Consider the following 18,117-nt stretch of genomic DNA (forward strand, 5'->3'; position numbering starts at 1 on the left):
CACCCGCTACGACAAGACCGCCGAGTCCTACCAGGCAGCCGTCACCCTCGCATCGCTCCTGATGTGGGCCTGACATTTGAAGACAACTCCTAGGACTCGTTGTAGTGCGGCCAACCGGTTCCGTCGCCGCGAGCGTGCCCGGTTATCGCCCCCGAAAGGGTGTGGGTCTGCTCGGGGGTGGTCCAGCAGAAGCGGCACGATTGTCTCAGCTGGGGAGGACAATCAGGTAGAGCTCGTAGTCGTCGCCGCGCTCCGCGGCCAAGGCCAGCAGACGACGGGCGACGTCGGTGTCTCTCCCTCCTGTGCGGTTGCCAGGAGCTGTCAGGCTCGCGCGACGGGCAGATCGATCTGCGGTGCGGTCTTCTGCTCAACCACTTCGAGGAAGCTGGCGATCTTCTGCGGGCGTTGGTGCGGATCGCGGTGTCGCGGGCGCGCTGGAGGAGGGCCGCACGGCAGCCGAGGCGAGGCGGTGTCACCGATCCGGCGGCCGGGCCCGGACCGCTCACCAGACCTGCGAGGGGCCCGTCATTCGGGAGCAGGCGCAAGCACCCTGCGCATCCTGGCCGTATCCCACCGGCTGCTTCCCGTCCATCCGTACAGTCGACCTGTGAACCGTCCGGCTCGCGGCCGGCGCGCTACCGGGGCAGCTTTCATGGACCTCGTCGGACCGCCCGGTGTAGTTCGGTGGCCAGTTGCTGCCAGGTTGCGGAGCAGTCCTGGGCGAGCTGGGCCATGGAGAGCAGCCGGTGAGAAGGCATGGAGTCGGCGAACTGCTGTAGCTCCTCGGCGTCGAGAGTGAGGATGCCGAGCCAGTGGAGCAGAAGGCGACCCTTCTCGGTCATTCGCACGGAGGGGTCCTGGCGCAGGCTGCTCAGCAACTGCCGCTGGGGTTGCTGAGCTTCTGCGGGCTGCGGCGCCGCGCCAGCGGTGGCTTCCCCGGACGGTACGGGAGCGCCTTTCTTCCTTGCCGTGTCCTTACGTTCCTGGCCGGGCCCGTCTGCATCCGCCTTTGCTTCACTGCGGAGCTTCGCGCGTATGTTGTGTGCGGTGCCTACGGAGACCCCCGCCTCCTGTGCCACCGCCCGCAGTGGCGCTTCCGGACGTTCCCGCATGATGTCCACGGCCTTCTTCCGCCCGGGCGCTCCGTCCACGGGGCGCCTGCGGCCGTCGCGCCCCACTCTCCTGTTCAACTGCGAGGATTTTTCAGTTGAACGGCGACGGATACCCGCGACGGTCGGAGGGCTGAGGCCCGCCACTGCGGCGATCGCGCGATCCGACCAGTCGGGGTATATCCGAACTATTCTCTCGGTGGCCGCTTCCCGCTCATCGGCCGACAACGGAAGCCCGTGGGCTACGTTCGCTTGCACGGACTGCACGAACGACTCCGCGTCGCTTCCCTCGAAATACTGGACCGGAATGGTGTCATCGCCGCGCAGCATCGCAGCCTTGACCCGGTGTATGCCGTCCAGGACACGCAGGGTCGAACGCTGAACCAGGATCGGCGGCAGCCCCTCCTTGACTTCCGCCAGGCGCAGGACGTGTTCCGGGTCCGTTCCGCTCGTCCTGGGCGTGTCCGTAAGTATCAGCGAAGCGACAGGAACGGTCTCGATACGGCCGTGCCCGCTGGTCCTTGAAGGTCGTGCCGACAATTGACTGTCATAGTCTCGGCCTTCCGGACGGACTGACCCGACAGCAGCCTCTTCAACAGGAATGTCCACCCGCGCACCTCGCTCTCACTCGACCGCCACTCGTCCATCACGCAAGCAAGCGCCCATATGCCCATCGCACCGACAGCCGCGCAACTCGACCTACTTTTACCTCGATCAGAAAACGGATCCAAATCGCAGAAAGGTGCCGTTCGGCCCTAGAACTTCGAGCAAGGAACGACAGTGCGCAGGACGGCTGAAGGTTAATCAGCCAGCAGCACCTTTCCGATCCTCAAGACGTGCCCTTAGACCGTTTCCTAGGTGGTGAGGCGGACGAGTCGTTTGTAGCAACACAGGGCGGAGGCGAGGCCGAGGAAGGTCAGGTAGTTGCGGGGGTTGCGCTCGTAGCGGGGCTGAGGCGGCGGTAGCCTGACAACCAGGACAAGGTGTACTCGATCACCCACCGGCGGCGTCCCAATCGTTCGCTGGACTCGATTCCCTTTCGGGCGATGCGCACGCCGATGTGCTTTCCCCAAAGCCATCTCCGCAGGTGGGTCAAGTCGTACGCCTTGTCCGCATGTAGTCGCTGAGCCTTGAAGTACCGGCCGCGACAGGGGTCGTGTTGCATTGGTGGCCCTCGACCATGGGCTTCAGCCCATCGCTGTCGTGGACGTTGCCAGCCGAGATGCCAACGCCGAGGGGCAGCCCGTTCGCGTCCGACAAGATGTGCATCTTGGAACCCGGCTTGCTCCGGTCCACGGGGCTCGAACCTGTGTGTTCGCCCCCCTTTTTGCCCGGACGTGAGCGGTGTCGAGGACGACGCGGGTGACGTCGACGAGGTTGGCGTCACCGAGCCAGTGCAGCACCGCCTGGTGCAGCCGGCCCCAAACACCGGCTCTGGACCAGGTCAGGAACCGGTGGTGCGGCCCAGGCGTTCGGCCTGTCGAGGTCGAAGAGCTACGACCTCGGTCGCCGCGGGGAATTCCCCTACCGCGTGCTGTCGATAGGCGGCACCGCCCGCGTCGTCACCGCCTCGCCCCTCCGGGTACTCGATAGCGGCGAGCCGGAGTACAACAGAATCTCTAGTGCGATCCCCAATCCATCTCGACCAACTGCACGATGACGCTCCGCCAGAGCAAGCCGACCGGGGCACTTACATGTCACGAGCGATCACAACCCAATCACTAACCCCACGGACGCACTCGCGTCACAGCGCTCTGACCTGGACTTACGCGCTCACCCTGGACCTGCTGGACGACCCTGGACGGTTTCTACGACATGTGCCATGTGGTACCGCGAGGCCCACCAGCTAGCATCACAGACCTCTCACCAAGGTCCGGAGCATGTGCGGACCAACTCAGTCTCTTACCAGGCGTTTCCAGCCTTTGCCGAAGGTCGGAAGCGAAGTAGGGCGTGTACCACCAGCAGACGAAGAAACTGCGGGCAGTTTCGCCGTCCCACACCCGACCCAGGTCGTGTCACGCAGCGTACTCACCAAGAAGTCTCCGCTAGGTCTGATCGCCCGCGTCCCCGACCCTCACGGCCAGTCCTCTCTGGGGAGAATCTGGGGAGTATGGAGGCCGCTGGGGAGCGGCTGGGGAGAATCGGCTGCGTAACGCGGCACGACGCTGAAAGGCGCCGAAAGATCGATCTGCGCAGGTCAGAGGCCCGAAGAGCCACATACCCGCAGGTCAGCCCGGTCCGGTAGGCGACTTCATGACGTACGTACCGAGATCGTCTGCCTTGATGATTTTCGGAAGCGACCCTCTTTCATGTAGAGCCCACGACATTACGGTTTCGCAGCCGAGCACGCGCCCGCTTACCGACGCGTGATGGTCGGCAAGCGGGTGCAAGGAACTCATGAGCGGTCGACAGTCGCGCCCATCATCTCGCGACTGAGGCAGTCATCTCCCTGTCGGGAGCCGCTTTCGCCTCACTGACGCCCCCAGACCCAGATCGAGCCCCCTCGCGGCCGACACGGAGCGTAACCAGTTTGCACCTGACGCCCCATCAGGAAAGTCAGCATCGAGTCAGCATCAGTACGACCACAGGCGGCCTGAGATGATCGAACTTGCACATCTACCCCGACCCGCCACACCTCCTGTGACCTGCAGAAACGCAGGTCACAGGAGGTGTGACTGACATCACGCGCGCCTGAGTCGGGCGATCCCCCGCGTCGCCCGACTCAGGCGGCTCTTCCGGGTCCTGGCCGCGTCGGGGCGGACATCCGGAGACCTGCTGAGTATATTGGCTCTCAGCCAGTCAACGCAGGAGTTAACAGCATGTCCCCCCGCAGCCCCTCGGTCAATGAAGAGTTGCGGCGGCGTTCCCGGGAGCGTCTGTTGCAGGCGACCGTCGAGCTGGTGGACGAGCGCGGGTACGAGGCGACGACGCTCGGGGACATCGCCTGCCGTGCCGGGTCGGCGCGTGGGCTGATCTCGTACTACTTCCCGGGCAAACGGCAGCTTCTGCAGTCGGCCGTGCACCGGCTGATGCACCACTCGTTGCAGGCGGCGCTCGACCGTGAGCCGGTGCCGGCGGGCGAGGACGCGGGCCGTGAGCGGCTGGCGCGGGCGATCGACGCGATTCTGGGGCTGGCGCAGGAGCGTCCGCTGCTGATGCGTACGCACATGGCCGGGATTCTGACGGCGGAAGGTTTCATCCAGTGCCCCGAACAGCAGCGGCTGGCGTTTCTGCTGCGTGACACGGTGGAGCGGTACGGCACCGAGGACGCGGACACGGACTACCGGCTGTTGCGGGCGTTGTTGATGGGGTCGGTGGTGGCAGTGTTGTTGCCGGGGGCACCGATGCCCGCCGCGCGGCTTCGGGCGGAGCTGTTCCAGCGGTACGGCCTGGACTGGGAGCTGGGGACCCCGCCCAGCGAAGGGCCGGAACCGCCGCTGGAGGGTCCGCCTCCACTTCAGGGCCCGCCGCCGGCGCTGGCTCCGCCGTCGGCACAGGGCCCGCCACCAGTGCTGGGCCCGCCACCAGTACAGGAGTCGCTGCCAGTACAGGAGCCGCCGGTACAGGACCCGCCGCCGGTGCTGGGGCGGGAAGGTGCTGCTGCGGAGGGGTAGGCGCAGGGGCAGGGAGAGGGCTCCAGGGCGCTGCGGAAATCGCTTGATCGGGTGAATGCCGATTTGGGTGCGAGGTTCACCCTGGAGAGTTACGGGGTGCTGTCGCCGTTCCGTGGGGCAACTCCGGCGGCACACCTCCCGCGTACCCCGCACCGGTGCGACTCTGGAAGTACTCCGCGGGAAGGGGCCTTCCGTGCTTCGTGTCGCAGTGATCGGTTCGGGACCCAGTGGCGTCTACACCGCTCAGGCGCTGGTCGGGCAGGAGGCCGTACCGGATGTCGAGGTGTACGTGCTCGACCGGCTGCCGTGCCCGTACGGGCTGGTCCGCTACGGGGTCGCGCCCGACCACGAGAAGATCAAATCGCTGCAGCACAACCTCCGTACGGTGCTGGAGCACCCGCGCGTGCACTTCCTCGGCAATGTCGACGTGGGGGCCGACGGCCTCGGGCCGCGGGAGCTGCGGCGCATGTTCCACGCGGTGGTGTACTGCGTGGGAGCCGCCACCGACCGCCACCTCGGCATCCCGGGTGAGGACCTGCCCGGCAGCCACTCCGCCACCGCCTTCGTCTCCTGGTACAGCGCGCATCCGGACGCGGCGGACGGCCGCTTCCCGCTGACCGCGCGGTCAGCGGTGGTGATCGGCGTCGGCAATGTCGCGGTGGACGTGGCCCGGATCCTCGCCCGCGGGGCCGACGAGCTGGCGCGTACGGACGTGCCGCAGGCGGCGCTCGGCGCGCTCGCGGAGAGCCGGGTGGAGGACGTGTGGATGGTGGGGCGGCGGGGGCCGTCGCAGGCCAAGTTCACCACCAAGGAACTGCGCGAACTGGGTGCGCTGCCGGGCGCCGACGTGCTCGTGGACCCCGGGGAACTGGCATTGGACCCGGCGTACGGCGACCCTTCGGGGCTGCCCGCGGTGAACCGCCGCAATGTGGAGGTGCTGCGCGGCTGGGCCGAGGGGAAGGGGGCGCAGGGAGCGGAGGGGGGAAGTGAGGAAGTGGCCGGCGGGCGGCGGCGGGTTCGGTTGCGGTTCTTCCTACGGCCGGTCGAAGTGGTCGGAGACGCGGACGCGGGGGTGCGGGGGGTGCGGTTCGAGCGGACGGTTCCGGACGGGCTGGGCGGGGTCACGGGGACCGGGCAGTACGAGGAGATCGCGGCGCAGCTGGTCCTGCGCTCGGTCGGGTACAAGGGGACGCCGCAGCCGGGGCTGCCGTTCGACGCGGCCACCGGGACCGTGCCGCACGTGGAGGGCCGGGTGCTGCGGGAGGGTGTGCCGTGTCCCGGCGAGTACGTGGCGGGGTGGATCAAGCGGGGGCCGACCGGGGTGATCGGCACGAACCGGCCGTGTGCGAAGCAGACCGCGGCCGCGTTGCTGGCGGACGCGGACGAGCTGGCGCGCGAGCCGCTGCCGGAGGATCCGGTGGCCGCGTTGCTGCGCAGCGGGCAGCGGCCGGTCCGCTGGCCGGGCTGGCTGGGCATCGAGGCGGCGGAAACCGCGCTCGGCCGGGGGCTGGGACGGACCACCGTGAAGATCGCCGACTGGCCCGAGCTGCTGGCGGCAGCCAGGTGTGGGGGCGGTGAGGGAGAAAGGGGCGGGAAAGGAGGTGGGGGCGGGGACGGGGGTGAAAGTGCGGGTGGGGGGTGTTGAGCCGGGACGTCGGGAAGGGCCGGCGCGCCCGGGTGCCGCTACGCCCTGTCGGCCGGGGCGTCGAGGCGTTCGTCCTGGAGTTCCGCCGCCTTCAGGACGCGTTCGATCAGGCCGGGGAAGAGTTCGTCCAGGTCGGCGCGGCGCAGCACGTTCATCTTGGCGGTGCCGCGGTAGATCTGGCTGATGACGCCGTGCTCGCGCAGTACGCGGTAGTGGTGCGTACAGGTGGACTTGCTGACGGGCAGCTCGATGACCGTGCAGGACAGTTCGCCCTCGGCGGCGGCCAGGCGGCGGACGATCCGCAGCCGCATCGGGTCGGCGAGCGCGTGCAGTACGTCTTCGAGACGGATCGCCGAACGGTCCGGGTGGTCCAGGACGCGGGCACCGGGCCGGTCGGCGGATGTCGTCGTGGTGGTCGTCATGGCGGCTCCTGGAAGTCGGCTCCGGGCGGTCGGTTCCTGCCGGGGATCATCATTGTACGAGGAACGTCGTATTTTGACATCCTCGCAGGACGCGGGGCGGACGGCCGGGCCGTGGCCGGTCGGATCCGCCGGCGCGGGCGGGCTGACGTGACCTCAGCCGCCGGTGGCCGACATGCATCCGGCCCGCCGGGGCACCCGTGGCGAAAGAGTGAACCGGCGGAGTCCGGCGGGCCGTGGGAGCCGTGCCGGGGACGAGTGAGGTACCTGTGAGGTACGCGTGAGGCACGGGTGACGTACGCGTTGAACAACGGCTGACCACGATCGCCGGACCGCGACCCGGTCGCCGGTTCGCGCCGGAGGGGCGATGACGAACAGGACCGGCTCGTGATCCGCGCATGGCGGCCCCTTGCGCGCCGGGAGCGAGGACTGCCGTCCCGGGGACAGGGCCCCCGGGAACAGGACCTGCCGCGCCGGGAGCGGGGGCTGTCGCGCCGGGGGCAGGATTGCGTCGATACGAAACGGCGGCTTCCGCGTGCCGAGCGGCGGCCGCCTGGGCCGAAGACGGGGCGCTCGGGGCCGGGGCGGCGTCCGGCGGACGTCGGCCGAGCGGCCGGCGGTTCGCGGGAGCGCGCGCCCGGTCTGCCGGCACGCACCGGCCGGGCCCTCCTGGCGCAGTGGCACCGGGTCGCCGGACCGACCTGGACGGCGCTGTGCCGTCGCCGACTGGCCGCGGTACCGCTGACGGCGGCCTCCGTGGTCCTCGTGATCGTCTTTCACGCACTCACCCTGACGGACGCCGGAGAACGGCTGGTCTGGTCGCTCGGCGGTGTACGGGCGGACGTCCCGGTCCGGCTGGTGCTGCTGCGACTGCCGCTGTCGCTGTTCGCGCCCGCGCCGGGGCTCCCGTGGTGGGGAGCGCTCCTGCAAGTGGCCGTGATCTTCGGAGTGGCCGAGTGCGTCCTCGGGACACTGCGCACCCTGGCCGTGTCCCTGGTCGTCACCGCCGCGGCGACGTTCTTCGCGCGCTTCCTGCTCACCCTCGGCCCGGACCATCCCCTGGCGGTCCCGCCGGCCGAGGCGACGCTGGCCGACACCGGCCCGTCCGCGGCCGTACTGGGGCTGCTGATCTGCACCGGCTGGGCCTGCCGGGCTCCCGTACTGAGCGTGGGTACGGTGGTGACCTTCTCGCTGGAGTGCGTGCTGACCGCCACCCTCTCCAGCCGTGCCCACCTGGGTGGCATCGCGGCCGCCCTGTTGTGCGCCGCGGTGGCCTGCCGGGCTCCGGCCCGCGCCGCTCCCCTGCCTCCCGCGCATGTCACCACCGGCCAGGACGCCGTGGGGTGATTCCGGCCCGTACGCCCCGGTACGCGTTGCGGGTGTCGGGTATCGGCCCGTGAGCGTGCGCTCACGGGCCCGCCAGCCAGTCGGTGTACCAGGCGCGAAACCCGGGGCTGACCGGTACGAAGCCGCCCCAGTCCGGATCGATCTGCCAGACCTCGCCCGCGTACGGGCTGTTCAGGACGAGCCGGACGAAGATGCCGCAGCCCTGTTCGGCAGCATGAGGGTGCCCCCGGTCAGTGCACCGGCCCGCGCCCCGATCCGGCCGGGCAGAGGGGCGGCGAGCGGGAACGGTTCGGCGAGCCGGCCCGGCAGCCGGTCCTCCGCCCACTCGTCGTCCGCGGCCCACTCCTCGTCGGCCTCCGGGCGAGGGACGGTCAACGGCATCAGGCCGTGTCCGGGCCCGGCCGGGCCGTCGCCCACGTCGGCGACGAAGGACCGGTACTCCACCGGCAGCGCGATGCCGTGGGATTCCTCGAACGCCCGGATCTCCGCCTCCGGGAGCCGTGGCGCCAGGGCATAGCCGTGCGTGCACGCACCGAGACGCCCCCGCTCCGGGTCCCGTGCTGCCATCTCCCGTATCCGCGCGCGGACACCGTCCTGGTGCCAGTTCCCCATCCGGCGACCGTAGCGATGACCTCCGCGCCCGGCCCATCCGGCCCACCGCCGGCATGTCCGGTCGTCGTGACGCCGGAAGGATAGACTCGAACGCGTGAGCGAATTGCCCCCTGATCTGCCGCGCCTCCGCACCCTGGAGACGTGGCTGCGCCTGCAGCTCGCCACCGTCCGGGCCCGCATCCAGCACCTCGAACAGGCGGAGCGCGACCGCCCCGCACCGGTGCGGCCTCCCCGGCCCGACTGGCTGCTGGAGACCGAGCGCCTCGGAGGCCGCAACGGGCGGCCCGTCCGTGTCCATGTCGGCGGGTGCGGCCAGGCACGCGGCCGGGCCATCAGCCGTGCGCAGGCGGCCGACGCCCTGAGCCGGGGCGTGGAGGCGTGTTACGGCTGCCGCCCGGACACCGAGCTGGGCATGCTGGGCTGACGGCACTGGAGGGCGAGCCGCGGGCGGAGTCACGGGCGCGCACGCAGGGTGGCGATCAGCGGTACGGCGGGCTGGACGAGGATGCCGGTCCGGTGGGGCACTTCCTCCGATGGGAGCTCCAGGTGGAAGCGCTGCGCCAGAGTGGCCAGCAGCAGCGCCGCCTCCACCTGCGCGAACCGCGCGCCGATGCAGCCACGGGGACCGCCGCCGAACGGGAACCAGGCGTGGTCGGGGATGACGTCGGGGGCGTCGGCGTCCCAGCGTTCGGGGCGGAACACCGCCGGGTCGGGGAACCAGCGCGGATCGCGGTGGGCCGTCCACTGGCTGCACCACACCGCCGTACCGGCCGGGACGGCGGTGCCGCCCAGCACGGCGCCCTCCCGGGCCACGGCGGGAATCACCCAGGACGGCGGGTAGATCCGCAGGGCCTCCTTGACGATCTGCCGGGTCCAGGTGAGCCGTTCGTAGTCGTCGACGGTGGGTGGGCGCCCGCCGAGGACCCGGTCCAGTTCGTCGTCCAGCCGGGCCCGCGCTTCCGGCGACCGCGACAGCAGGTACCAGGTCCAGGTCAGCGCGGTGGAGGTCGTCTCGTGACCGGCCGCCCAGAGCGTCACGGCTTCGTCGCGGACCTCCTTGGCGGTGAGCGGACGGCCCTCCTCGTCCCGGGCTTCGAGGAGCCGGGCCAGCAGGTCGTCGCCTCCGCCCTCGTCGCATGCGCCCGCGCTGCCGGTACCGTCGGCGGCGGCCGGTCCGTCGCGCCGCGCGATGATCAGTCGGTGCACCTCGGCGTCGATGACGGCGAGGGCGCGGAGCAGTCGCCTCCGGGAGGGCGTACGCACCCGGTCCGGCAGGAGGAGCCCGACGCCGCGCAGCTCGCGGGCCATCACCTGCTCGGCCACCGCCATCGCCGCGCCGACCGCCCGGGCACGGTCACCGAGGTCGTTGCCGAACAGCGTACGGATGACGACGCGCTGGCTGAGGACCACCATCTCCCGGTGTACGTCGACGCGGCCGCCGTCCTGCCACCGGTCGGCCGCCGCGAGCGCGCTGTCGACCATGACCCGGGCGTACTGGCGCACTTGACGCGGGCGGACGGCCGGCTGGACCAGGGCCCGCTTGCGGCGCCACTCGGCACCCGTACTGCGTATGACGCTCTCGCCGGTGATCTGCTGGAACGACCAGCCGACTTCCAGGAGGCCGTAGCTGTGCTCCCGGGAGGCCAGGAATTCGGCGATGTGCTGCGGGTGGGAGAGGAACAGGCTGCGCCGTGGCCCCAGGGACCACGTCACGGCGTCCCCGTACTCGTCCCGCAGCCGGGTCATGAAAGCAAGCGGGTCCTTGCCGAAGGCGAGGAGGTTCCCGAGCCACGGCAGGCCGCGGGGGCCGGGGACGGGACGGAGCGGGACGGTCTGCGCGGGCACGGCTCCTCCAAGTGGGGTGCGGGGACGGGTCCCGGCGGCCTCCCGCCGGGGCCGCCCGGTGTCCGGTCTCACTGTCCAAGGTCCCAGATCGCCGCCTGCTGCCGCTTCACCTCGTCGATACGGTCCGCCGGAAGGAAATTGCGGAAGAGACCGGATTCCTCCTCCGCGACCCGCACGAAGAGTTCGACGATCTCCTCGGGGTCCTGCTGGCTCTCGCCGGTCATCTCGTGGTAATCGTCGGCGAGCCGGACCTCGACGCCCAGGTCCGTGGTGAAGTGCTCGGCGCTGAAGGATTTCTCCCGGTCGAACCAGACGCGCAGCGCGTCACCCATCCGGTCGTTGAAGCCGGTCTGGTACGGGCCCGGGTTGATGGTGCACACCTGGACACCCAGCGGTTTGAGTTCATCGTGCATCGCCTGGGCGATCGACTCGATGGCGTACTTGGACGCGCAGTACGGACCGAGATACGGATTGGTCGTCAGGCCGGCGATGGACGACAGCCAGACGATGCGGCCGCTGCCACGTCCGGCCATCTGCCGGGCGAATCCCTGGGCCAGGGCGAGAGGGCCGAAGACATTCACCTCGAAGACCTGCCGGACCAGTTCCAGGGGGATTTCGGACAGCGGGCCCATTTCCCCGACGGCGGCGTTGTTGAACAGCACGTCCACGTCCCAGGTGTGCGCCTGGCGGCGATGGAGTGCGCTGGTGACGTCCAAATTCTCCACCCGGAGCGGGATTTCGCGCCGGTCCGCTTCCCGGGTCAGCTCGGTCATCTGCGGGCGGTTCTCGGCCGCCGCGATGACGTGGTGTCCGCGTTCGGCGAGGCGCAGGGCGGCGGCACGGCCGAAGCCGGAGCCCGCGCCGGTGACGAGAATGCGTTTGCCGGCTGTCACGGCAGCTCCTTTCCGCGGGCGGTGACCGGCTTTCGACGCGGTAATCTCACCCGTTCGACGACATGCGCAGACAGTAGCCGAATGACTACCCTTTGCATATGAACCGAGGGGGCTGCCGGGGCCACCGATCCGTGGGACGGACCGGTGCCCTGGTGCTGATCGCCGTACTGATCGCCCTGTGCGGCGCGGCGCCCGCGGCCCTCGAACCGGGTGCCGGGCCTGCCGAGGCCGCCGCCATGTCGGCCGAGCCGGCGGCCGACGACAGCCTTCCTCAGGCCGCCGCGTCCCGGGCGCCCCGGGCCGGACGTACCGGCCGCTTCCCCGAGGCCCGGGCCCTCGCACGATCTCTTCCGTGCCACGCCGGACGTCTCGCCAGGCTCCTCGCCCGCTGGGCGGATCTGCGGTCGGACGTACGTGACGCCGCCGGCGACCGCGCGCACCACACCGTCCTGCGCTGCTGACCGGGACCGCGCTGCCGCACGTACGCGGAGCGCTCCCGCACCAGCACAGCAGCGATCAGCAGGAGAGGTGTGTCCATCATGTCCATCGACCCCCAGCGCGCGCTGGAAGGCTATCTGCGGGCTCTGAGCTACGACCCGTACGAAGCCGAACCGAAATCCGAACCGAAATCCGAGCCGAAGTCCGAGTCGGGCTCCGGGGCCGAGTCCGCTCCGCGCAAGACCCCCGTCCCCGCTCCCGCGACGGAGCCGGCGCCCGCTGCCACGGCCGGGCCCGGTCTTCTGGGGCGGCTGCTGTCCCTGCGCCGCGGCCCGGCGACCGCCGAGGGGACACGCCGGGCCTGAGCCACGCCGGTGTCCGCGGCTGAACCACACCGGTGCCCGCGGCCAACCGCAGCGGTGCTCTTGGCCGGCCTCCCTCCCGCCGCCCCTCTCACCGGGTCTCCTCCCGGCGCGAGGGGCGGCCGGTACGCCCTTCCGGGTGGCGGCGGCCTCCCCCGTGCCGTGGGCACCGGCGATCCGGCCGCCGCCGGTGCCAGGCTGTCGGTGGCCGGTCGGCGGCCGCGCGCCGGCCCGGTGTGCGCGCCGCGCGGTACGGGACGGCGTGCCCGCGTCGGTCTCCGGCGTGGGCCGGGCGGAGGTTCATGGTCATCGAGGCTGGGCAGGACGCGCGCACGGAGGGCGGCGCGGCGCTCCGCGACGACGCGGCGCCCCGCAACACGGTGGGCCGCGCGGTGCGCCGTTGGCTGACCACCACCGATCACAAGGTGATCGGAAATCTCTATCTCGTGACCGCCTTCGGCTTCTTTCTGCTGGCGGGCGCACTGGCGATGGTGATGCGCGCCGAACTGGCCCGCCCCGGGATGCAGATCGTCAGCAACGAGCAGTACAACCAGCTCTTCACCATCCACGGCACGATCATGATGCTGCTGTTCGCGACGCCCATGTTCGCCGGGTTCGCGAACGCGGTGATGCCGGTCCAGATCGGCGCCCCCGACGTGGCCTTCCCGCGGCTGAACGCCCTGACCTACTGGCTGTTCCTCTTCGGCGGCCTGATCGTGGTCTCGGGATTCCTCACCCCGGGGGGCGCCGCGTCGTTCGGATGGTTCGCCTACGCGCCGCTCAACAGCGCCGTCCGCAGTCCGGGCGCGGGCGGCGACCTGTGGACCATGGGCCTGGTGGTGTCGGGGCTCAGCACCACGCTGGGCGCGGTGAACTTCATCGCCACCATCATGTGCCTGCGCGCCCCCGGCATGACCATGTTCCGGATGCCGATCTTCACCTGGAACGTGCTGTTCACCTCGATCCTGGCGCTGCTGGCCTTCCCCGTGCTGACCGCCGCGCTGCTCGCCCTGGAGGCGGACCGGAAGTTCGGCGCGCACCTCTACGACCCCGCCTTCGGCGGCGCGGTCCTGTGGCAGCACCTGTTCTGGTTCTTCGGGCATCCGGAGGTCTACATCGTCGCCCTGCCGTTCTTCGGCGTGATCACGGAGATCGTCCCGGTCTTCAGCCGTAAACCGGTGTTCGGGTACCTCGGCATGGTGGGCGCGACCATCGCCATCACCATGCTCTCGGCGACCGTGTGGGCCCATCACATGTTCGCCACGGGTGCGGTGCTGCTGCCGTTCTTCTCCCTGATGTCCTTTCTGATCGCGGCGCCGACCGGGGTGAAGTTCTTCAACTGGATCGGCACCATGTGGCGGGGCAGTGTCTCGTTCGAGACGCCGATGCTGTGGGCGGGCGGTTTCCTGGTCACCTTTCTGCTCGGCGGGCTGAGCGGCGTGCTGATCGCGTCACCGCCGCTGGACTTCCACGTCACCGACTCGTACTTCATCGTGGCGCATCTGCATTACGTGCTGTTCGGGACGGTGGTCTTCGCGATGTTCGGCGGTTTCTACTTCTGGTGGCCGAAGCTGACCGGCCGGATGCTCGACGAGCGGCTGGGGAGAATCCACTTCTGGTCGCTGTTCACCGGTTTCCAGCTGACGTTCCTGGTGCAGCACTGGCTGGGTTCGGAAGGCATGCCCCGGCGTTACGCCGACTACCTGGCCGCCGACGGATTCACCGTACTGAATTCCCTCTCCTCGGCCGGTGCGTTCCTGCTGGGGATCTCCACGCTGCCGTTCCTGTACAACGTGTGGCGTACGGCGCGGTGGGCGCCGAAGGTGCTGGTGGACGATCCGTGGGGGTGGGGCAGATCGCTGGAGTGGGCGACGTCCTGCCCGCCGCCCCGGCACAACTTCCACGCGCTGCCCCGAGTACGGTCCGACTCCCCCGCCTTCGACCTGCACCATCCCGAGGTGCTGCGGCTGCCCGCTCCGCAGCGCGGCGCGGACGAACCGACTCCCGATCCGCACCGGGAGCGTCATCCGTGAAGGCCGAGGCGCTTCTCTTCGCCGGTGTGGCGGGGTTCTTCTTCGTGGCCGGGCTCGGTTACGCGCTGTGGTCGCGGGAGCCCGCCGGTACGGCGGCGCTGGCCGTCTCGTGTCTGATGGCGCTGGTCGTGTGCGGGTTCTGCACGGTCAACCACCGCAGGCGCGGACCGCGGCCGGAGGACCGCAAGGAGGCGGAGGTGCGCGAGCGGACCGGCGGGATCGGGTTCTTCCCGCCGCGCAGCGGCTACCCGCCGCTGACCGGCCTGGCGGTGGCGTTGACCGCGCTGGGGGTCGTCTTCGGCCTGTGGCTGTTCGTCATCGGGGTGGGTCTGCTGGTGGCGGGGGTGGTCGGCATGGTGCTGGAGTTCGCCGCGCGGCCGTGAGGGAGGCCGTACGGGAAGGCCGTCAGCCGCGGTCCGGGCTCCGGTCCGAGCCCTGTCCCCGACCACGATCCGGGTTCTCGTCCGAGCCCTGCCCGGGACCACGCTCCGAGTTCCCGTCCGGGCTCCGGTCCGGACTCCACCCCGGTGCGGCCGTCCGCTCGGCGATGCGGGCCCGCTGTTCGGGAGTGACCGGCAGTTCGACCCGGTCATGGTGGTACCAGTTGCTCAGCGCCAGCCGGATCCGCTGCCGGCGCGCGGGGCGGGCGGTGCCCGCAGGCGGCAGGAGCGGCTCGGGCAGGTCGCGCACGAGCAGCCGGTACCGGCGGTCGGCGGACAGGCGGCGGCGCCCCTCACCGAGTCCGCCGCACACGTCCTGCGTCACCTCACCTGTCTCCTCCCCTTCCGCCAGCGCGTCGCGGTCCTCGCTCTGGAGGGCGAGGCAGATCCGCTTGGTGAGCCAGAAGGCGAGGACCGGGGCCGCCACGACGGCGATACGGAAGAACCAGGTCAGGGCGTTCACCGAGACACGGAAGCCGAAGGCGGTGACGTCGTTGCCACCGGCGGCGAGGAGCACGGCGTAGCAGACGAGGCCGGCGACTCCGAGGCCGGTGCGGGTGGGCCGGTTCCGCGGCCGGTCGCACAGGTGGTGTTCCCGGCTGTCCCGGGTCAGCCAGGCTTCGCAGAACGGATACAGGTACAGGACGAGGAAGAGCAGGCCGGGCAGGATCACCGCGGGGACCAGGACGCTCCACAGGACCGTATGGCCCAGGAGGTCGCTCTCCCACGGCGGCATGAGCCGCAGCGCGCCTTCCAGGAAGCCGACGTACCAGTCGGGCTGCGCGTCGGTGGCGACCTGGTCCGCACGGTACGGCCCGTACTCCCACACGGGGTTGATCTGGGCCAGTGCGCCGAGGAGCGTCAGAACGCCCGCGGTCATGAAGAAGAGGCCCGCGGACTTCGCGGTGAAGTGCGGGTACATCGGGCGGCCGACGACGTTGCGATTGGTCCGGCCGCGCTCGTTCCACTGGGTGTGCTTGAGGTGGACGACCAGGATCAGATGTGCCGTGATCAGCGCGACCAGCACGCCCGGGACGAGCAGGATGTGCAGCCCGTACAGCCGGTTGACGAGGTCCGTGCCGGGGAACGGGCCGCCCCACAGGAAGAAGCTCAGATACGTGCCGGCGAGCGGGATCGACAGCACGATGGTGTGCGCGGTGCGCAGGCCGGTGCCGGACAGTGAGTCGTCGGGCAGCGAGTAACCGGCGAAGCCCTCCAGCATCGCCAGCATGAACAGCGTCACTCCGATGATCCAGTTGACTTCCCTGGGCCTGCGGAAGGCGCCGGTGAAGAAGACGCGGAGCAGGTGGACGCCGATGGCGGCGACGAAGACCAGCGCGGCCCAGTGGTGGATCTGCCGGATCAGCAGTCCGCCCCGCACGTCGAAGCTGATGCGCAGCGTGGAGGAGTAAGCCTGCGACATGGGCAGTCCGGACAGCGGGGTGTGCCGGCCGTGGTAGACGGTCTGCGCGGTCACCGGGTCGAAGAACAGGGTCAGGTACGTGCCGGTGAGGACGAGGACGAGGAAGCCGTAGAGCGCGAGTTCGCCGAGCAGGAACGACCAGTGGTCGGGGAACGCCTTGCGCAGCAGGGCTCTGGCAGCCTCGGCGGTCGGCAGGCGGCGGTCGAGTGCCTCGAAACCGGTGCGTGCCAAGGCACCGCTGCGAGGCGGTGCGGGTGGCTTCCGCCGAGGAAACGCCATGGGGCGTGGCCTCAGCCGTTGCCGAACGAGCCGCTCTTCCCCTCGTTCCACGGCGGCGGTTCGTCGGAGTCGCCGGGGCGCGTCCCGTACTCGCCCATGTCCTTGACCCCGGCAGCCGGTGCCGCGTCATGGCTCTCCCGGGACACCCCGTCGGTCTCCCGTGCCGAAGTGCCGTGCCGGGCCGCCGTCCTGGCATGCCGGGGCCGTGCGTGGGCGCGCGGCGGGCGGTCCTTGTTGCGCGCGCGGCGCCGGTAGCCGTACACGACGGCACCGATGAGCAGGAGGACGACGACGATGCCCGCGATGAGGGGGCCGATGCCGATGGCCAGGTGGGAGGCGGCCGTCGGCGCTTCGACCGGCAGGGGGGCGGCCATCAGGGGAGCATCGAGAGACATGGGGGCTGCTTACCCGTTGGCCCCGGTTTGCCATCAAAGGCGCCCCCAAACGAGTGGGGGCGCCGGTGGACACGGGCGGGTACGGGCGGCCTGCCCGTACCCGCCCGTCCCGCGCCCTACCGTTCTCCGGCGTGCGCCTTGCGGACGGCCGCGAGGTCGATCTTGTGCATCTGCAACATCGCCTCGGTGGCCCGCTTCGCCTTCGCCGGGTCGGAGTCGGTCAGCAGCCGCAGGAGTTCCGTGGGGAAGACCTGCCAGGACACGCCGTACCTGTCCTTCAGCCAGCCGCACTGCCCTTCTTCGCCGTCATCCGTGAGCCGGTCCCAGTAATAGTCAACCTCTTCCTGGTCGGCGCAGCGGACCTGGAACGAGACGGCTTCGCTGAACGTGAACTCCGGTCCGCCGTTGAGGCCCATGAACTTCTGGCCGTTGAGGACGAACTCGACCGCCATCACCTCGCCGGGCGTTCCGGGTCCCGCCTCGTTGTAACGGACGATGTCGCCGAGCTGGGAGTTCTTGAAGATGGACAGGTAATGGTGTGCCGCCTCCTCGGCCTGGCCGTCGAACCACAGACAGGTCGTGAAACCGTCGATCGCCATGGTGTGCCTCCCGTCGTGTGGGCTCGTGTATACCCGTACGGCGGAGGCCGCGCCATAACCAAACCGGTGTTCGAACCGGAGTGCACGGTGATTTACGGAGGTGCGCCCACGCCGCGTACACCATCGTGCCTACGGTCCGGCGTGGCCGCACCCCGCGCCCGCGGGCGTGCGCGGTGCTCTCAGTCGGTGGAGAGGGCTTCGAGGAGGTCGCCCGCCTTCGAGTCGGGCAGGGCGCGGGCGACGTCGGCCAGCGCGACCATGCCGACCAGGCGGTGGCCGTCGATCACGGGCAGACGCCGGACCTTGTGCCGGGTCATGGTCGCGAGGATCTCCTCCGCGCCGTCGTCGGCACCGATCGTCACGGCCTCGCCCTGGGCCAGTTCGCCGGCCTTGGTCCGCGCGGGGTCCTTGCCCTGGCCCAGCACCTTGACGACGATGTCCCGGTCCGTCAGGACACCCTTGAGCCGGTCGTCCGTACCGCAGATCGGAACCGCTCCGACGCCGAGGCCGGTGAGCTTGCGGGCCGCGTCGAGGACGCTCTCCTCGGCGCCGACGCACTCGGCTCCGGGAGTCATGATGTCGCGTGCAGCAGGCATGGTTCCGCCTTTCTTCGTTGGGATGTGCCGGTGCGTGACCGCGGCCGGACGCCGCTCGTGGAGCGGAG

17 protein-coding genes and 1 pseudogene are annotated in these 18,117 nt (G+C 70.3%); 8 read left to right on the forward strand and 10 right to left on the reverse strand.

Going from position 1 to position 18,117, the window contains the following annotated elements:
* Positions 1 to 650: 650 nt before the first annotated feature.
* The gene (locus tag AB0A97_RS10540) at positions 651 to 1,718 is read right to left on the reverse strand and encodes a hypothetical protein (RefSeq protein ID WP_361147440.1); all 1,068 of its coding nucleotides are present in this window, start codon (positions 1,716 to 1,718) and stop codon (positions 651 to 653) included.
* Between the two features lie 245 nt (positions 1,719 to 1,963).
* Positions 1,964 to 2,563, reverse strand: a pseudogene (locus AB0A97_RS10545) (IS5 family transposase); the annotation flags it as partial.
* A gap of 1,365 nt (positions 2,564 to 3,928) precedes the next feature.
* Here AB0A97_RS10545 and AB0A97_RS10550 point away from each other — a divergent pair.
* Positions 3,929 to 4,723 carry a TetR/AcrR family transcriptional regulator gene (locus AB0A97_RS10550; RefSeq protein WP_361147443.1) on the forward strand — a complete coding sequence of 265 codons (795 nt, stop codon included), beginning with the start codon at positions 3,929 to 3,931 and terminating at the stop codon, positions 4,721 to 4,723.
* Between the two features lie 193 nt (positions 4,724 to 4,916).
* Complete coding sequence (locus AB0A97_RS10555) at positions 4,917 to 6,368, forward strand: FAD-dependent oxidoreductase (protein WP_361147446.1); 1,452 nt, start codon at positions 4,917 to 4,919, stop codon at positions 6,366 to 6,368.
* 38 nt (positions 6,369 to 6,406) lie between these two features.
* Here AB0A97_RS10555 and AB0A97_RS10560 read toward each other — a convergent pair whose 3' ends face one another.
* Positions 6,407 to 6,790 carry a helix-turn-helix domain-containing protein gene (locus tag AB0A97_RS10560; RefSeq protein ID WP_361147448.1) on the reverse strand — a complete coding sequence of 128 codons (384 nt, stop codon included), beginning with the start codon at positions 6,788 to 6,790 and terminating at the stop codon, positions 6,407 to 6,409.
* A 762-nt stretch (positions 6,791 to 7,552) separates the two neighbouring features.
* Between AB0A97_RS10560 and AB0A97_RS10565 the strand changes: the two genes are divergently transcribed.
* A complete protein-coding gene (locus tag AB0A97_RS10565; RefSeq protein WP_361147451.1) occupies positions 7,553 to 8,134 on the forward strand; it encodes a hypothetical protein in 582 nt (193 codons plus the stop codon).
* Between the two features lie 171 nt (positions 8,135 to 8,305).
* Here the strand turns inward: AB0A97_RS10565 and AB0A97_RS10570 are convergent, their stop codons facing one another.
* Positions 8,306 to 8,746 carry an SMI1/KNR4 family protein gene (locus AB0A97_RS10570; protein WP_361147454.1) on the reverse strand — a complete coding sequence of 147 codons (441 nt, stop codon included), beginning with the start codon at positions 8,744 to 8,746 and terminating at the stop codon, positions 8,306 to 8,308.
* A 94-nt stretch (positions 8,747 to 8,840) separates the two neighbouring features.
* Here AB0A97_RS10570 and AB0A97_RS10575 point away from each other — a divergent pair, with 94 nt between their 5' ends.
* On the forward strand, positions 8,841 to 9,170 hold the full coding sequence (locus AB0A97_RS10575; protein WP_361147456.1) for a DUF6233 domain-containing protein: 330 nt from the start codon (positions 8,841 to 8,843) through the stop codon (positions 9,168 to 9,170).
* A 29-nt stretch (positions 9,171 to 9,199) separates the two neighbouring features.
* On the opposite strand, the gene AB0A97_RS10580 is transcribed toward AB0A97_RS10575, so the two are convergent.
* The gene (locus AB0A97_RS10580; protein WP_361147459.1) at positions 9,200 to 10,591 is read right to left on the reverse strand and encodes a cytochrome P450; all 1,392 of its coding nucleotides are present in this window, start codon (positions 10,589 to 10,591) and stop codon (positions 9,200 to 9,202) included.
* Between the two features lie 68 nt (positions 10,592 to 10,659).
* Positions 10,660 to 11,484: an SDR family oxidoreductase gene (locus tag AB0A97_RS10585; RefSeq protein ID WP_361147462.1), complete on the reverse strand. Its 825-nt coding sequence runs from the start codon at positions 11,482 to 11,484 to the stop codon at positions 10,660 to 10,662.
* A 98-nt stretch (positions 11,485 to 11,582) separates the two neighbouring features.
* Here AB0A97_RS10585 and AB0A97_RS10590 point away from each other — a divergent pair, with 98 nt between their 5' ends.
* The 4 genes from AB0A97_RS10590 to AB0A97_RS10605 all read left to right on the forward strand — a co-directional run bounded on the left by AB0A97_RS10590 (position 11,583) and on the right by AB0A97_RS10605 (position 14,700).
* Positions 11,583 to 11,945, forward strand: coding sequence for a hypothetical protein (locus AB0A97_RS10590; protein WP_361147465.1), 363 nt, complete (start codon positions 11,583 to 11,585; stop codon positions 11,943 to 11,945).
* A 78-nt stretch (positions 11,946 to 12,023) separates the two neighbouring features.
* Complete coding sequence (locus AB0A97_RS10595; RefSeq protein ID WP_361147468.1) at positions 12,024 to 12,287, forward strand: hypothetical protein; 264 nt, start codon at positions 12,024 to 12,026, stop codon at positions 12,285 to 12,287.
* Positions 12,288 to 12,586: 299 nt separating this feature from the next.
* Positions 12,587 to 14,317, forward strand: a complete 1,731-nt coding sequence (gene ctaD / locus AB0A97_RS10600) for a cytochrome c oxidase subunit I (RefSeq protein WP_361147471.1) — start codon at positions 12,587 to 12,589, stop codon at positions 14,315 to 14,317.
* The gene (locus tag AB0A97_RS10605; RefSeq protein WP_361147474.1) at positions 14,314 to 14,700 is read left to right on the forward strand and encodes a cytochrome c oxidase subunit 4; all 387 of its coding nucleotides are present in this window, start codon (positions 14,314 to 14,316) and stop codon (positions 14,698 to 14,700) included. The genes ctaD and AB0A97_RS10605 overlap by 4 nt, the downstream gene beginning before the upstream one ends.
* 22 nt (positions 14,701 to 14,722) lie before the next feature.
* Here AB0A97_RS10605 and AB0A97_RS10610 read toward each other — a convergent pair whose 3' ends face one another.
* From AB0A97_RS10610 to AB0A97_RS10625, 4 genes are all read right to left on the reverse strand, one after another.
* Positions 14,723 to 16,459 (reverse strand): ubiquinol-cytochrome c reductase cytochrome b subunit, encoded by a 1,737-nt coding sequence (locus AB0A97_RS10610; RefSeq protein WP_361147477.1) that lies wholly within the window; start codon positions 16,457 to 16,459, stop codon positions 14,723 to 14,725.
* Positions 16,460 to 16,470: 11 nt separating this feature from the next.
* Positions 16,471 to 16,854 carry a DUF6479 family protein gene (locus tag AB0A97_RS10615; RefSeq protein WP_361147479.1) on the reverse strand — a complete coding sequence of 128 codons (384 nt, stop codon included), beginning with the start codon at positions 16,852 to 16,854 and terminating at the stop codon, positions 16,471 to 16,473.
* A 116-nt stretch (positions 16,855 to 16,970) separates the two neighbouring features.
* Positions 16,971 to 17,453, reverse strand: coding sequence for a VOC family protein (locus tag AB0A97_RS10620; protein ID WP_361147481.1), 483 nt, complete (start codon positions 17,451 to 17,453; stop codon positions 16,971 to 16,973).
* Between the two features lie 179 nt (positions 17,454 to 17,632).
* Positions 17,633 to 18,049 carry a CBS domain-containing protein gene (locus AB0A97_RS10625; protein WP_361147483.1) on the reverse strand — a complete coding sequence of 139 codons (417 nt, stop codon included), beginning with the start codon at positions 18,047 to 18,049 and terminating at the stop codon, positions 17,633 to 17,635.
* Positions 18,050 to 18,117: the final 68 nt, after the last annotated feature.

The organism is Streptomyces sp. NPDC045470 (genome assembly GCF_040646595.1).
In the GTDB taxonomy this organism is placed as follows: domain Bacteria; phylum Actinomycetota; class Actinomycetes; order Streptomycetales; family Streptomycetaceae; genus Streptomyces.